General features: G+C 67.4%; 12 protein-coding genes. 10 read left to right on the top strand and 2 right to left on the bottom strand.

The window, feature by feature from the left end; translation table 11 throughout:
* Positions 1-181 precede the first annotated feature (181 nt).
* Complete coding sequence (gene rhuM / locus PHP91_RS00580; RefSeq protein ID WP_300135515.1) at positions 182-988, bottom strand: RhuM family protein; 807 nt, start codon at positions 986-988, stop codon at positions 182-184.
* Between the two features lie 258 nt (positions 989-1,246).
* On the opposite strand from rhuM, the gene PHP91_RS00575 reads away from it, so the two are divergent.
* Positions 1,247-2,884, top strand: a complete 1,638-nt coding sequence (locus tag PHP91_RS00575) for a mechanosensitive ion channel family protein (protein WP_300135513.1) — start codon at positions 1,247-1,249, stop codon at positions 2,882-2,884.
* Between the two features lie 76 nt (positions 2,885-2,960).
* Here the strand turns inward: PHP91_RS00575 and PHP91_RS00570 are convergent, their stop codons facing one another.
* A complete protein-coding gene (locus PHP91_RS00570; protein ID WP_300135511.1) occupies positions 2,961-3,650 on the bottom strand; it encodes a DUF3313 domain-containing protein in 690 nt (229 codons plus the stop codon).
* 244 nt (positions 3,651-3,894) lie between these two features.
* Here PHP91_RS00570 and PHP91_RS00565 point away from each other — a divergent pair, with 244 nt between their 5' ends.
* The 9 genes from PHP91_RS00565 to PHP91_RS00525 all read left to right on the top strand — a co-directional run bounded on the left by PHP91_RS00565 (position 3,895) and on the right by PHP91_RS00525 (position 15,551).
* Positions 3,895-4,908, top strand: coding sequence for an amino acid ABC transporter substrate-binding protein (locus PHP91_RS00565; RefSeq protein ID WP_300135509.1), 1,014 nt, complete (start codon positions 3,895-3,897; stop codon positions 4,906-4,908).
* A 91-nt stretch (positions 4,909-4,999) separates the two neighbouring features.
* Positions 5,000-6,151, top strand: coding sequence for an ABC transporter permease subunit (locus PHP91_RS00560; protein WP_300135507.1), 1,152 nt, complete (start codon positions 5,000-5,002; stop codon positions 6,149-6,151).
* Positions 6,148-7,242, top strand: a complete 1,095-nt coding sequence (locus PHP91_RS00555; protein ID WP_300135505.1) for an amino acid ABC transporter permease — start codon at positions 6,148-6,150, stop codon at positions 7,240-7,242. Before PHP91_RS00560 ends, PHP91_RS00555 begins: the two co-directional genes overlap by 4 nt.
* Before the next feature lie 11 nt (positions 7,243-7,253).
* The gene (locus PHP91_RS00550) at positions 7,254-8,000 is read left to right on the top strand and encodes an amino acid ABC transporter ATP-binding protein (protein ID WP_300135503.1); all 747 of its coding nucleotides are present in this window, start codon (positions 7,254-7,256) and stop codon (positions 7,998-8,000) included.
* A gap of 111 nt (positions 8,001-8,111) precedes the next feature.
* Entirely contained in the window at positions 8,112-9,194 is a 1,083-nt protein-coding gene (locus PHP91_RS00545) for an AbrB family transcriptional regulator (protein ID WP_300135501.1), read from the top strand.
* Positions 9,195-9,468: 274 nt separating this feature from the next.
* The gene (locus PHP91_RS00540; RefSeq protein WP_300135499.1) at positions 9,469-10,638 is read left to right on the top strand and encodes an efflux RND transporter periplasmic adaptor subunit; all 1,170 of its coding nucleotides are present in this window, start codon (positions 9,469-9,471) and stop codon (positions 10,636-10,638) included.
* On the top strand, positions 10,635-13,733 hold the full coding sequence (locus PHP91_RS00535; protein WP_300135497.1) for an efflux RND transporter permease subunit: 3,099 nt from the start codon (positions 10,635-10,637) through the stop codon (positions 13,731-13,733). The genes PHP91_RS00540 and PHP91_RS00535 overlap by 4 nt, the downstream gene beginning before the upstream one ends.
* Before the next feature lie 82 nt (positions 13,734-13,815).
* Positions 13,816-14,760, top strand: coding sequence for a permease (locus tag PHP91_RS00530; protein ID WP_300135495.1), 945 nt, complete (start codon positions 13,816-13,818; stop codon positions 14,758-14,760).
* Positions 14,757-15,551 (top strand): hypothetical protein, encoded by a 795-nt coding sequence (locus tag PHP91_RS00525; protein ID WP_300135493.1) that lies wholly within the window; start codon positions 14,757-14,759, stop codon positions 15,549-15,551. The genes PHP91_RS00530 and PHP91_RS00525 overlap by 4 nt, the downstream gene beginning before the upstream one ends.
* Positions 15,552-15,707 lie beyond the last annotated feature (156 nt).

The raw sequence follows: 15,707 nt of genomic DNA, 5'->3' as shown, positions 1-15,707 counted from the left end.
CCTCTCACGCCGGCAGCAGGGGTTCAAACCCCCTTGGGGACGCCACGATAGCTCAACGGGTTACGGTGAATGCCGTAACCCGTTTTTTTGTTTGCGTGTAAAATTTCGTGTAAATTGATGCTGAAAAGCCCTGGGGATTGGTGTCTCCGGGGCTTTTGGGGTTTTGGAAAGAAATGTCCAACTAGGATTCGGCAATCTCAACCCACTCCCGCATGGTGATGCGTTGCCGCCTTTCGGCGCGATCCTCGGCGTGCTCCAGGGACATGGCCACCAGCCGGTCCAGCTTGGAAAGCTCATCCTGCCCTAGGTAGTTCTTGGAAGTAGCCACATCGCCCTTGCGGACGACATCCCCTTTGAAGCTGGTCAAGCCCATGTTGGGCTGGGCGGCGTCGGCCCGGGCCATCACGATTTCCGCGGCGGTCTTGCCGATGATGGCGAAGAACATCTTGTCCTGGATGGTCTTGAAAAAGGTCTGGGCGCTTTCCGGCTTGCCGTCGTAGTCGGCGCTGGTCTGCGAGAACAGGTCCCTGACCTTCTGGTAGAACCGCTTCTCAGAGGCTCGGATCGTCCGGATGCGTTCAAGCAGCTCATCGAAGTAATCCCAACCGCCGGGATTCTTCAGCCGCTCGTCGTCCATGGTGAAGCCCTCGACCATGGACTCCCGCAACCCCTCGGTCGCCCATCGACGGAATTGGACGCCCACGGCGATGATGGCATCCAGGCTGTAGTGCTGGGTCAGGTACTCTTTTCCGTCCGAAGCAGTTATTCGGGAATCCCCAACAACTGCCTCCTCAGCCAGCTCCACGTCTGCGAATAGGTTCTTCAAGTGCTCCTTGATCGTGGGGATCGAAACCTGAAAAAGCCCGACCATAAATTTCTGGCTCAGCCAGGCCGTTTCGTCCTGAAAGCGGACTTCTACATGGATGTTGCCATCGGACGCGGGGAAGATGTCTATTCGAGACTGCGGGGCAGAGGCGTCATCACTCATGGGGTGTCCTTCTGATTCGATGGCCGACCATCGTACAGGCCGCCATCCTCAACAAGTACGCACGGGCGAAGGGAGAATTGACCCCACCTCTCTCATCGGGCATCCTTCGGATTTGCTGCCCGCGATGGGGTTCTCGTTCGCAACAACCCCGTTCAGACGCGTGAAAAATCCGGACAAAAGGATTCGCCTCTCTAACGGGTTGGCGCAGCCCCCCCCACCTGTGCTAGGGTGGGCCATCACGCCAACACGGGAGACCCCATGCTTCGCCGCGCCTGCCTTGCCCTGCTGCTGACCCTGCTGCTGACCGCGCCCGTCCGGGCCTCCAACATCTTTCCGCTGGAGCCGCCGGACACCTCCAGCCCGCGCGCCACCCTGGACAGCTTCATCACCTATACCGACAAGCTCTACGCCGCGGCCACCGCGAGCAAGGAGGACGTCGTCCTCGAGCGCGAGTTCATGCAGCGGGCCGAACGGTGCTTCGACCTCGGCCAGGTCCCCCCCACCCTGCGCGACGAGGTCGCCGTCGAGTCCGTGCTCATGCTGCGCGAGATCTTCGACCGCATGGACCTGCCCGACATGGACGACGTGCCCGACAAGAACGGCGTCCGCGAGAACAAAACCCTGGTCTGGCGTATTCCGCACACCGAGATCACCATCGGCAGGGTCCCGGACGGCCCGCGCATGGGCTCGTTCCTCTTCACCGCCGACACCGTGGACCGGTTGGAGGAATTCTACACCGAGGTCAAGGGATTGCCCTACCGGAGCGACAAGGGGCCCGACTACACCGGCTTCTACGAGCAATACATCTATTCCTCCGGCTGGATGATCCCCGACGGACTCCTGAAGAAGCTGCCCGGCTGGATGCTCGCGGGCGTCCACGGCCAGGCCGTCTGGCAGTGGATCGGGCTCCTTGCCGCCATCGCCGTCTGCGGCTTTTCCGTGTGGCTGGTCTGGAAGTGGAACCGGCGGCGCCTGAACCGGGCGGGAGTCGGCCGCATCCACCTGGAACGGATGATCTTTCCGCTCTACGCCATGGGGACGTGCACCTTCATCAAATATGTCGCCACCGCCCAGATCAACATCACCGGCGACATCCTGCGCTACCTGACCGTGGGGCTCGGCGTCTCCTTCGCCGTCTTCGCCGGGGTGGCCATCGTATACGCGGGCAACATCGCCATGCAGGCGATCATCAACTCCGCCAGGATCAATGAGGACGCCCTGGACGCCGACGTCATCAAGCTCCTGTGCAGGCTGGTCACCTTCTGTCTGGTCTTCGTCCTGTTCTACAACGTGGGCAGTCACTTCGGCATCCCGGTGACCGCCATCTTCGCCTCGGCGGGCATCGCGGGCGTGGCCGTGGCCCTGGCCGCCAGGGAGACCCTGGCCAACTTCTTCGGCGGGGTGTCCATCTTCATGGACCGCCCGTTCCGGGCCGGGGACTACATAGTCCTGGACGGCGGCGAGCGCGGCGAGGTCAAGGCCGTGGGCATGCGCAGCACCCGCCTGCTGACCCGCGACGACGTCATGATCTCCATCCCCAACTCGGTCATCACCAACGCCAAGGTCGTGAACCAGAGCCTGCCCCAGCCCTCGTTCCGGGTCCGGGTCAAGATCGGCGTGGCCTACGGCTCGGACATCGACCTGGTGGAGTCCACCCTGCTCGACATCGCGCACGCGAACTCGCTGGCCGTGGCCGCCCCCGAGCCCAGGGTGCGCTTCCGCGCCTTCGGGGACTCGGCCCTGGAGTTCGAGCTGCTCTGCTGGGCGGCCCGGCCCCACGACCGGGGCCGCCTCATCCACCTGCTCTGCCGCGAAATCTACAAGACCTTCAACGAAAAGGGCATCGCCATCCCCTTCCCGCAGCAGGACGTCCACCTCCACCAGGCCAAGGACTGACGCCGCTTTCGCAAAAAACAGGCGGGCCGGGGACATGCGCCCCGGCCCGCCGTTGGTTGCGGTTCGTCCGGCCCGGCTATTCGGGCTTCTCGCAGCCCACGCCGCCGGTGCGGGCCATGCACAGGAAGAAGCGGGTCCGCTTGGCCCACCACTGAAGGCCCGCGTTGGCGTCGACCCAGGTGTCCACCACGCTGTCCGGGTTCTCGCCGCCCACGCGGCGGTCCACCGCCGCGCCGAGCAGCTCGCCGGTCACGGCGTCGGTCACCTTCATCTCCATGGATATCTCGCCAACGCCGCTCGGCTTGCCCGTGCTGGAGTAGGTCACCAGATTGACCACCATGCCGATGGGCGTCAGCGACGAAAGCACGTTGCGCACCGGCGATGAGGGATCGGCGTCCAGGATGCCCATCTGGAGCCGCATGGCCCCCGCCTCCGGGGCCTTGACCAGCCTGTAGTCCTTGCCCAGCTCGGCGGCGAGCAGGGAATAGGCGTTGTCGGCCAGCTTCTGGTAGTTGGCCCGGGTCTCTGCGTCCAGGGCCCCGTCCTTGGTTATCATCACCGGGTCGAGCAGGATGGCGTGATACTTGTGCACATCCACGCTCTTGTTGATGTAGCGGTACAGCGCCTCGTCGCCCGTGCCCTTCTGCAGGACGGCCGGGTTGACCAGGGTGGTCCGCAGCGGCATGTCGCGCGCGTGGTATCCGGAACCGCAGCCGGCCAGCATCAAGAGGCACCCCGCCGCCACCGCCAGGAAAACTCTGTTCATCTCGGTCGCTCCTTTGTCTCCTCCACGCCAACCCGCCTCGCGCAACGTCCGGCCGGGGATGGATGACCCTATTCCTATGCGGCACATCCGGCCCGTTGGCAAGAGGGCCGACGCCCGTCTCCCTCCCCCCGGCCGGAAGACAGGTGTTTATTGACAGTGGGGCACCTATCTGTAACACCTTCGTGACGCAAACGTAACACATCCGGACGGCGTCCCGCCGGACCGGGCATTCAAGGAGAGAGGGATGAAAATCATCGGCAAACTGTTGTTGGCACTTGCGCTGCTGGCCCTGGCCACCGGCGCCATGGCGGGCACGCTGGAGAAGGTCCAGCAGAGCGGCGAACTGGTCCTCGGCGTCAGCGAAGGCGTGGCGGGCTTCTCCGCCCCGGACTCCAACGGCAAGTGGGCCGGGTTCGACGTGGACATGGGCCACGCCGTGGCCGCCGCCGTCCTCAAGAACGCGGACGCCATCAAGTTCGTGCCGCTCGCGTCCAAACAGAAGATCGTGGCCGTGTCCTCCGGCCAGGTTGACCTCTCCAGGGGCACCACCTGGACCATGAAGCGCGACTGCAAGCAAGGCGTGGATTTCACCGTGGTCCTGTTTTACGACGGCCAGGGGCTGATGGTGAAGAAGAGCCTGGGCGTGACCAAGGCCACCGAGCTTGACGGCGCGTCCGTGGCCGTGGTCTCCGGCACCACCTCCGAACTGAACGTGGCCGACTTCGCCCGCGCCAACAACATCAAGCTGGAGACCGTGGTCTTCGAGTCCAAGAAGGAAGCCTTCAACGCCTACGTCGCGGGCCGCACCGACGCCTTCACCACCGACGTCAGCCAACTGGCCTCCCTGCGCGCGGGCGCGGCCAACCCCGGCGAGCACATCATCCTGCCCGAGACCTTCTCCAAGGAACCCCTCTCCCCCTTCGTCCGCCACGGCGACCAACAGTGGAAGGACCTGGTCACCTGGGTCCTCTTCGGGCTCATCGAGGCCGAGGAAAAGGGCATCACCCAGGCCAACGTCCTGGACATGAAGGCCAAGTCCCAGGACCCGGCCGTGCAGCGCCTGCTCGGCGCCACCGGCGACGTGGGCTCCTTCGTCGGCCTGGACAACGACTGGCTGGTCCGGGCCATTCAGGCCGTGGGCAACTACGGCGAGATGTACGACCGCAGCTTCGGCCCCAAGACCGCGCTGAACATCCCCCGCGGCCACAACAACCTGTGGACCAAGGGCGGCCTGATCTACGCCATGCCGATCCGCTAGGCGGACCGGCGCTCCGACGCATCCACGCCGCACCGGCCGGGACTCCCGGCCGGTGCGGCCATTCGTTCACCCCCAACCGGAACCGTTCGCCTTGCAAGCTTTCAGACTCAAGGAACAACTCGTCCCGATCCTGACCCAGACCCTGGTGGTCGGCGCCATCCTCTACGTGGCGCTGCTCCTCTTCCAGAACACCCAGGCCAACCTGGAGGCGCGCAACATCGCCTCGGGCTTCGGCTTCCTCTCGGTGGAAAGCGGCATGCCCATCAACGACAGCCTGCTCGCCTACGCCCCGGCCGACACATACGGCCGCGCCTTCCTGGTCGGCATCGTCAACACCCTGTTCGTCTCGGCCCTGTCCATCGTCCTGGCCACCGCGCTCGGCGTGCTGGTGGGCGTGGCCCGGGTCTCCGCCAACTGGCTGGTGGCCAGGCTGGCGGCCGTGTACGTGGAGCTGTTCCGCAACATCCCGCTGCTGCTGACCCTGTTCTTCTGCTATTCCACCCTGCTCGCCTTCCTGCCCGCGCCGAGGCAAAGCCTGTCCCCGCTCGCGGGCGTGTTCATCAACAACCGGGGCGTGTTCGCGCCCCGGCCCCATTGGCTGGACGGCATGGGCTGGGTGGTCCTGGCCCTGGGCCTGGCGGCGATCGGGGCGGTCCTGCTGGCGCGGCGGTCCAAACGGCTGCGCGACGAGACCGGCCGCGGGTTGCCCGCCGGGTGGATCTCCCTGGGCCTGATCGCCGGGCTGCCCACCCTCGCCTATTTCCTGGCCGGGCGGCCGATCGACTTCGACGTCCCGACCCTGCACGGGTTCAACTTCAAGGGCGGCATGGTGCTCCGGCCCGAGTTCACGGCCCTGCTCACGGGGTTGGTACTCTACACCGCCGCCTTCATCGGCGAAAACGTGCGCAGCGGCATCCAGTCCGTGGACAAGGGCCAGCTCGACGCGGCCAAGGCCCTGGGCCTCAGGCCCGGCTCGATCATGCGCAAGGTCATCCTGCCCCAGACCCTGCGCGTCTGCATCCCGGCCACCACCAACGACTACACGAGCCTGGTCAAGAACAGCTCCCTAGCCGTGGCCATCGGCTATCCGGACATGGTCTCCATCGGCGGGACCATCATCGGCCAGAACGACCAGGCCATCGAGGTCATCGGGCTGTGGATGGCCGTGTACCTGACCATCAACCTGGTCCTTTCCCTGGGCATGAACTGGTGCAACGCCAAGGTGCGGCTGGTGGAGCGATGAGCGAGATCAAGACCTTCGTCCCCACCCCGGACTCGCCGCCGCCCCTGACCTCCACCGGCGTGCTGCGCTGGCTGCGCGACAATCTCTTTTCGTCCTGGTTCAACTCGCTGCTGACCCTGCTGGCCCTGGCCCTGCTCGTCCGCGTGGTGCCGCCGCTCGTCTCCTGGGCGCTGGTCCACGCCGTGTGGACCGGCGGGCCCGGCGTGTGCGACGACGCGTCCGGCGCGTGCTGGGCCTTCATCGCGGCCAAGGCGCGGGTCATGCTCATCGGCACCTATCCGCCGGAGCTGGCCTGGCGGCCCCTGGCGGCCGGGGCGCTCCTGGCGGGCGTGGTGGCCGCCACGGTGAGCGGGCGGTGCAAAAAGCGCGTCCTGACCGGGCTGTGGCCCGTGTTCTTCGCGGCCGCCCTGTGGCTGGTGGGCGGCGGGGCCGGGCTGGAAACCGTGGACCAGTCCCGCTGGGGCGGGCTGATGCTCAGCCTGGGCCTGGCCGCCGTGGGCATCCTGGTCTCGGTGCCGCTCGGCATCCTGCTGGCGCTGGGGCGGCGGTCCGGGATGGGCGGCGTCAGCGCGGTGTGCATCGGGTTCATCGAGCTGGTCCGGGGCGTGCCGCTCATCACCATCCTGTTCATGGCCTCGGTGATGATGCCGCTCTTCCTCCCGCCCAACTTCCAGATCAACAACCTGCTGCGCGTCCAGGTGGGCATCATCCTGTTCTCGTCCGCCTACATCGCCGAGGTGGTGCGCGGGGGGCTCCAGGCCATCCCCAAGGGGCAGATCGACGCGGCCAAGGCCCTGGGCCTCTCGCCCTGGATGGTCACGGTCTTCGTGGTCCTGCCCCAGGCGGTGCGCCACGTCCTGCCCGCGCTGATCGGCCGGTGCATCGCCCTGTTCAAGGACACCTCCCTGGTCATCATCGTCGGGCTGCTGGACTTCCTGGGCATGGCCAAGGCCGCGTCCCAGGACCAGTTATGGCTCGGCCACGAGGTGGAGGGCTACGTGTTCTGCGCCGCCGTGTACTGGGTCATCTGCTTCGGCATGAGCCGATACGGCCGCAGCCTGGAGAAGCGCGGCCCCCAAACCAACCGCTGAAGGATTTCGCCATGGATATGTCGCAAGTGGTCATCGACGTGAAGGGACTGAACAAGTGGTACGGCGAATTCCACGTGCTCAAGAACATCGACCTCGAAGTGCACAAGGGAGAGCGCATCGTCATCTGCGGGCCGTCCGGGTCCGGCAAGTCCACGCTCATCCGGTGCATGAACCGGCTGGAACGGCACCAGGAAGGGACCATCACCGTGGACGGCACGGAGCTGACGAACAACCTCAAGGGGATCGAAAAGATCCGCCGCGAGGTGGGCATGGTCTTCCAGAATTTCAACCTGTTCCCGCACATGACCGTGCTGGAGAACCTGACCCTGGCCCCGGTATGGGTGCGGCGCATGCCGCGCCGGGAGGCCGAGGCCACGGCCATGCGCTACCTGGAGCGCGTCCGCATCGCCGAGCAGGCGGGCAAGTACCCCGGCCAGCTCTCCGGCGGCCAGCAGCAGCGCGTGGCCATCGCCCGGGCCCTGTGCATGAGCCCGAACATCCTGCTCTTCGACGAGCCGACCTCGGCCCTGGACCCGGAGATGATAAAAGAGGTCCTCGACGTCATGGTCTCCCTGGCCGAGGAGGACATGACCATGGTCTGCGTCACCCACGAGATGGGCTTCGCCCGCACCGTGGCCGACCGCATCATCTTCATGGACCACGGCGAGATCGTGGAGCAGAACTCCCCGGAGGAATTCTTCTCCAACCCCCAGTACGACCGGACCAAACTCTTCCTGAGCCAGATTCTGCACCACTAGGCGGCCGATCGGGCGCGCCCGTGCGCCCGGCCCGCCAGCGGCGACCGTGCTGTACTTCCCGGCCCAAGCCTCGTAGGATGCCGGGACCGCCGCGTCGGCGGCCCGAACATCATGCAGTACACCATCGCCCGAACCGGCCTGTGGGCCGCCCTGACCCTGGTCTCCGCCCTGCTCTCCGCCCTGCTGCACTGGGCGGACCTCCCGGCCGCCGCCCTGCTCGGGCCCATGGTGGCCGGGGTGTTCTTCGCCCTGCGCGGGGCGAACCTGGCCGTTCCCAGATGGGCCTTCATCTTCGCCCAGGCCGTGCTCGGCGTCCTGGTGGCCCGGTCCGTGACCCCCTCGGTGTTCCACACCTTCGTCAGCGACTGGCCGGTCATCGGCCTGGCCATCGCCACCATCGTCCTGTCCGGCTCCCTGGCGGGCTTCGCGCTCATGCACCTGGGCACCCTGCCCGGCAGCACGGCGGCCTGGGGTTCCTCGCCCGGCGGGGCCACGGTCATGACCGCCCTGGCCGAGGCCCACGGCGCGGACATCCGCATGGTCGCCTTCATGCAGTACCTGCGGCTCTTCGTGGTGGTGGTCACCGCCTCGGCCGTGTCCCACCTGCTGCTGGGCCAGGGCGCGCCCCCGGACGCGGGCGGCCGCTGGGATCTCGGCCTGTCCGCCCCCCTGGCCCCGGTGCTGGAGACCGTAGTCCTGGTGGTGGGCGGCGCGGCGGCGGCGAGCCGCCTCTCCTTCCCCTCGGCCCCGCTCCTGGTCCCCATGGCCATCGGGCTGCTCCTCAACTCCACGGGCGTGGTCCATCTGACCCTGCCCAACTGGCTGGTGGCGCTAACCTACTTCCTGCTCGGCTGGTACATCGGCCTGCGCTTCACCGGCCCCATGGTCCGCTACGCCCTGCGGGCCGTGCCCCAGATCCTCCTGGCCGTGGCCGGGCTGATCCTGCTCTGCTGCGGCGCGGCCTGGATGCTCCACGCCTGGGCGGGCACGGACTGGCTGACCGCCTACCTGGCCACCAGCCCCGGCGGGCTGGACACGGTCATCGCCATCGCCCTGAGCAGCCGGTGCGACATCCCCTTCGTCCTCTGCCTCCAGACGGCCCGTCTGTTCACGGTCATCCTGGTCAGCCCGCTGGCCGCCCGCCTCATCAGCCGGGTCAGCGAACGCCGGGGGCGGGAGCGCCCCCTGCCCTGACCCCGGGTTTTCGAATTCACGCCGACTCCGCTTGACAGCCATTTCACTTTCCAAGACTATCGTTCAGACTTTTCCCGGCGGACCTTGCGTCGCACCCAGCCGAACGATCGGCCGAGTTCCCTCCCGCAGGAGGGGCACGGCCTCTTTTTGAGGAGGGCCACATGAACCGGACAGCAAGTCGAGCCCGGCGTCCGGCCGGTTCCAGCCCCCGCGGCCCCTTTGGCCACGCCCCCGCCATCACCCTTCTTTCGCCCCTCCCGCGCAGGATTCGTCCATGACCCGATTTTTTCCGATCCGGGCCGCCGTCGCGGCCTTCCTGCTCCTCTCCCTCCTGCTCCTGGCCGCCTGCGGCGGGGAAAAGGCCAAGGCCAAAAAGGACCGCGCCGTCCCGGTGACCGTGGCCAAGGTCCAACAGGAGGACGTGCCCTACGAGCTCTCGGCCGTGGGCAACGTCACGCCGCTGGCCTCGGTGGAGATCAAGTCCCGCGTGGGCGGGATCATCGTGGAGCAACTGGTCCAAAACGGCCAGGACGTCCGGAAGGACGACCTGCTCTTCCGCATCGACGCCCGGCCCTTCGACCTGGCCATCAAGGAGGCCCAGGCCCAGCTCGACCGCGACCGCGCCCACCTGAACAAGGCGCGCGAGGACCTCAAGCGCTACTCCAAGCTGCGCCAGCTCAACGTGGTGGCCCAGGAGCAGTACGACAACACCTTCGCCGAGGCCACCTCGCTCGAAAACACCATCCGCCTGAACGAGGCCGCCCTGGAACGGGCCCGGCTCGACCGCGAGTACGCGACCATCACCGCGCCCATCCCAGGCCGCGTGGGCATCGTCCAGGTCAACGTGGGCAACGTCATCAAGGCCAACGACGACCGCACCCTGTGCGTCATCAACCAGATCCGGCCCATCAACGTGGCCTTCTCCCTGCCCGAGCGCTACCTGGGCGAGCTCATGGCCCAGCAGTCGCAGGCCCCCATGCGCGTGGAGGTCTCGCCCTCGGGCACGGACTTCAAGGCCGAGGCGCTCATCACCGCCGTGGACAACGCCGTGGACACGGCCACGGGCGCCATCCGCCTGGTGGCCACCTATCCCAACGACGACAACCGGTTCTGGCCCGGCCAGTTCGCCCGGGTCCGGCTCATCCTGCGCGTGCTGAAGGGCGCGCTCCTGCTGCCCACCAAGACCGTGCTCCAGGGCCTGGAGGGGTCCTACGTCTACGTGGTGGCCCCGGACGCGGACGGCAAGGGCGGCACGGTCGAGCCGCGCAACATCGCCACCGGCCACATCGCCGACCGGCGCACCGTGGTCACCCAGGGGCTCAAGCAAGGGGAGCTGGTGGTACTGGACGGCCAGCTCGGCCTGAGCCCGGGCGCAAAGGTCGTGATCCGCAAGGGCGAAGCGGCTCCCGCGCCCGAGGCCAAGCCCGGGGGCCAGGCCCAATGAACCCGTCCGCCATCTTCGTCCGCCGCCCGGTCATGACCACCCTGGTCATGGCCGCCATTCTCGTGTTCGGCGTCATGGCATACAACCGGCTGCCGGTCAGCGACCTGCCCAGCGTCGACTTCCCGACCATCGAGGTCCAGGCCCAGCTCTCGGGCGCCAACCCGGAGACCATGGCGTCGTCCGTGGCCACCCCGCTGGAGAAACAGTTCTCCACCATCGCCGGGCTGGACTCCATGACCTCCATCAGCAACCTGGGCACCACCCGCATCACCCTCCAGTTCAACCTGGAGCGCAACATCGACGACGCGGCGCTCGACGTGCAGTCGGCCATAACCACGGCCCTGCGCAGGCTGCCGGACGACATGACCGCCACCCCGAGTTTCCGCAAGGTCAACCCGGCCGACTCCCCCATCCTCTACCTGGCCCTCTCCTCGCCCACCATGCGCCTCTCCGACGTCAACGAGTACGCCGAGAACTTCATGGCCCAGCGCATCTCCATGGTCAGCGGCGTGGCCCAGGTCATGGTCTACGGCTCCCAGAAATACGCGGTGCGCATCCAGCTCGACCCCGAGCGGCTCGCTTCCATGGAGCTGGGCGTGGACGAGGTGGCCGAGGCCGTGCGCAAGGGCAACGTCAACCTGCCCGTGGGCACCGTGGCCGGGCCGGTGCGCGAATACATCGTCCGCTCCAACGGCAAGCTGATGAATGCGGCCGACTACAAGCCGCTGGTGGTGGCCTGGCGCAACGGCTCGCCCGTGCGCCTCTCCGAGGTGGCCGACGTCTTCGACTCCGTGGAGCAGGTCCGCCGCCGCAACTGGTACAACGGCACGCCCGGCATGATCCTGGCCATCCAGCGCCAGCCCGGCACCAACACCGTCCAGGTGGTGGACGCCGTGCGCGCCCTGCTCCCCACCTTCCAGGCCCAACTGCCCGCCGCGGTCAAACTGGACGTCCTCTACGACCGCTCCCATTCCATCAAGGCCTCGGTGGAGGACGTGCAGTTCACCCTGCTGCTCACCGTCTGCCTGGTCATCATGGTCATCTTCCTCTTCCTGCGGAAGGTCTCGGCCACCATCATTCCCAGCCTGGCCCTGCCCATGTCGGTCATCGGCACCTTCGCCGTCATGTACCTCTACGGGTTCAGCCTGAACAACATCACCCTCATGGCCCTGACCCTGTCCGTGGGCTTCGTGGTGGACGACGCCATCGTCATGCTGGAGCACATCGTCCGCCACTCCGAGATGAGCAAGACCATCGTGGAGACCGTCCTGGACGGCTCGCGCGAGATCGCCCTCCCCATCATCTCCATGACCATCTCGCTGGCCGCCGTGTTCCTGCCCGTGCTCTTCATGGGCGGCATCGTGGGCCGCCTGTTCCACGAGTTCGCGGTGACCATCTGCGCCGCCATTCTCATCTCCGGCCTTGTCTCGCTCACCCTGACCCCCATGCTCTGCAACCTCATCCTGCGCAGGGGCGGGCACGAGGAAAAGCAGCCCGGCCGCGTCTCCGCCGCCTTCGAACGCGGGTTCGAGGGGCTGCGCGCCTTCTACGCCCGCACCCTGGACCTGACCATCCGCCACCACCGCCTGACCATGCTCGCCTCCCTGGCGATCCTGGCCCTGACCGTGGTCCTCTTCCGGGCCATCCCCAAGGGCTTCCTGCCCAGCGAGGACACCGGGCGCCTCATGGCCACCACCGAAGCCGAGCAGGGCGTGCCCTTCAACACCATGATCGAACGGCAAAAGGCCGTGGCCGCCATCGCCAGCAAGGACCCGGCCGTGGACGGCTACATGTCCGTGGTCGGCGGCGGCGGGCCCAACCGGGGCGGCAACTCCGGGCGGCTCATGCTCACCCTCAAGCCGCTGGGCGAGCGCGAGAGCGCGGACGTGGTCCTGCAACGGCTGCGCAAGCAACTCTCCCAGGTGCCGGGCCTGCGCGCCTATCTCTCCAACCCGCCCTCCATCCGCATCGGCGGCCGCTCCTCCAAGGGGCAATACCAGTACACCCTCCAAAGCCCGGACACGGACGTGCTCTTCCGCGCGGCCAACGAGATGGAAAAGCGGATGGCCGAACTGACCGACATCCAGGACGTGACCTCGGACATGGAGTTCAAGAACCCCGAGCTGAACATCGTCATCGACCGCGACAAGGCGTCCGCCCTGGGCGTCTCCGCCTACCAGATCGAAGACGCCCTCTCCACCTCCTTCGGCAACCGCAAGGTCTCAAGCATCTACGCGCCCACCGACACCTACGACGTGGTCATGGAACTGGCCCCGCGCTACCAGGCCAACCCGGCCGCCCTGGCCATGCTCTCGGTGCGCGCCCAGACCGGCAAGCTCGTCCGGCTGGAAACCCTGGCCCACTGGGACCTGGGCGTGGGCCCGCTCTCCATCAACCACTCCGGCCAGCTCCCCTCGGCCACCATCTCCTTCAACCTGCCGCCGGGAACCTCGCTCGGCTCGGCCGTGGACCAGGTGGAGACCCTGGCCCGCGAGGTCGTGCCCCCCTCGGTCAGCACCGGGTTCCAGGGCGAGGCCCAGGCCTTCCAGGACTCCATGCGCGGCCTGTGGCTGCTGCTGGTCATGGCCATCCTGGTCATCTACCTGGTGCTGGGCGTGCTCTACGAGAGCTTTGTCCACCCCCTGACCATCCTCTCCGGCCTGCCCAGCGCGGGCGTGGGCGCGCTGGCCACCCTCATGCTCTTCGGCCAGAACCTGAACATCTACGGCTTCGTGGGCATCATCATGCTCATCGGCATCGTCAAGAAGAACGCCATCATGATGATCGACTTCGCCGTGGAGGCCGAGCGCGAAAAGCACCTCTCCGCCTCCCAGGCCATCCGCGAGGGCGCGCTCATCCGCTTCCGGCCCATCATGATGACCACCATGGCCGCGCTCATGGGCACCCTGCCCATCGCCCTGGGCTTCGGCGCGGGCGCGGAGGCCAGACGCCCCCTGGGCCTGGCCGTGGTCGGCGGCCTGCTGGTCTCCCAGTTGCTCACCCTCTACTTCACCCCGGTCTACTACATGTACCTGGACGCGGCCCAGGCCCGGCTCCGGCGGCTGTTCGGCAAGGAGGCCCCGGAAACCGCGTGACCGGCCCACGGTTGTCCCCCCGGCCGGTTTGGGCTAGGCTGGCAGCCATGCCCGCAACCGCCCTCAGCCGCTGACCAGGCCCATGCAGGACCTCGTCATCTTCGCCACCGCCGCCTCGGCCATCGTGCTGGAGGCCGCCCCGTTCCTGCTCCTGGGCTCGCTCATCGGCGCGCTCATCGAGGTCCTGGTCTCCGAGCAGGCCCTGCTGCGCTGCATCCCTAAAAACGCCCTCGGCCAGGTCGCCGTCGGCCTGTTCGCGGGCATGCTCCTGCCCACCTGCGAGTGCGGCATCGTGCCCGTGGCCCGGCGGCTGCTGCTCAAGAACGTCCCCCCGCGCACCGCCATCCCCTACATGATGGCCGCGCCCGTGGTGAACCCCGTGGTCATCGCCTCCACCCTCTTCGCCTTCCAGGGCGACCTCTCGATCATCGCCCTGCGCCTGCTCCTGGTCCTGGTCCCGGCCACCGCCCTCGGCCTGGCCCTGGGCGACGCCCGGCCCGCCGACGTCCTGCGCCAGCGCCCCACGGACCTCAAAAAATACGACGCGGCCGAGGCCGCCCACCTGCCATCCGGACACGACCACGGCCCCGGCTGCGCCTGCGGCTGCGGCCACCACGACCACAACAAACTCCTCGCCATCCTCCGCCATACCGCCGCGGAATTCCTGTCCATGGCCCGCTTCCTCGTCTTCGGCGGAGTCGTGGCCGCCGCCTTCAAGACCTTCCTGCCGCCCGAAATCCTGGCCGCCTTCGCGGGTTCGCCCGCCCTGGCCATCGCCGGGCTCATGCTCCTGGCCGTGCTCCTCTCCATCTGCTCCGAGGCCGACGCCTTCGTGGCCGCCTCCTTCGGCTCCTTCCCGGCCATGGCCAAGATCGCCTTCATGGCCGTGGGCGCCATGGTGGACCTCAAGCTCATCCCCCTCTTCCTCGCCGTGTTCCGCCGCCGCGTCGCCCTGGCCCTCATCGCCGCGCCCATCGTCGCGGTCTACGCCGTCAGCCTCGCCCTCGCCCTCGGAGGCGTCCGATGACCGCCCCGGCCACCCTCCTCCGCATCCTCCAGGGCTCGCTCCTCGCCAGCTCCGGCGCGTTCATGGCCTGGCTCTCCCGCTCCCCCTTCTACTGGCAACTGCTCAACCCCCGCTATTCCTGGCTCACCCTCGGCGCAGGCCTCATCCTCACCCTGCTCGGCATCATCCACCTCCTCCACGCCGGACAAAAAGGCCGCCCCACCGAAACCCTCGCCCTCACCCTCTTCCTCGCCCTCGCCGCCCTCGCCATCCTCGGGCCAGACGCCTTCGCCCCGCCGCCGCCCACCTACGGCAGCGGCTACTCCGGCGGCAGCCTGACCCGCACATTCGACGACGAGACCCCGCAGCAACCCACCGTCACCGTCGGCGACATCACCTACACCCGCCTCAACCTCGCCGAACTCCTGGCGGGCGAAACCGGCGGATGGGCCAACGAAAACGGCCACTTCGCCATCCAGGGAGCCGTCCTGCGCACCCCGGAACTCGACCGCGCAGGCTACATCGCCGTCGCCCGCCTCTACGTATACTGCTGCTTCGCCGACGCCGTCGGCGTCGTCACCCTCGTCGCCGTCAATCACCCCGAAAATCACCGCCCCGGCTCCTGGGTCCGCGTCCTCGGCACCCTCACCCCCGACGCACCCTTCCAAGACCGCTCCTTCGAAGTTACCGGAGCCCTCTCCACCGCCCGTAGCCAACACTTCGTCCTCGACGCCAACAAAATCGAGGAAACACCCGTCGAAGGCGTGCCCTTCATTTTGGAAATCCGCCAGAAAGCGCCGTTCGCGTATTAGAACGGCGTGGGGAGGAATGCCTCCGGCGGCCCCTCCGGGGAGGCCAGGGCGCTGCCCTGGACCCGCCAAAGGCCACGCCTTTGGAATCCATTCGCCGCTTTCGCGGGGGCGTAGCTTGCTCAAACGACTCACGTCCGCGGGGACGGACTGCTCGCT

It is taken from the genome of Pseudodesulfovibrio sp., assembly GCF_028692895.1.
GTDB lineage: Bacteria > Desulfobacterota > Desulfovibrionia > Desulfovibrionales > Desulfovibrionaceae > Pseudodesulfovibrio.
The sequence above is the reverse complement of the archived record's forward strand: the minus strand, read 5'-3'. Positions and strand labels throughout refer to the sequence as shown.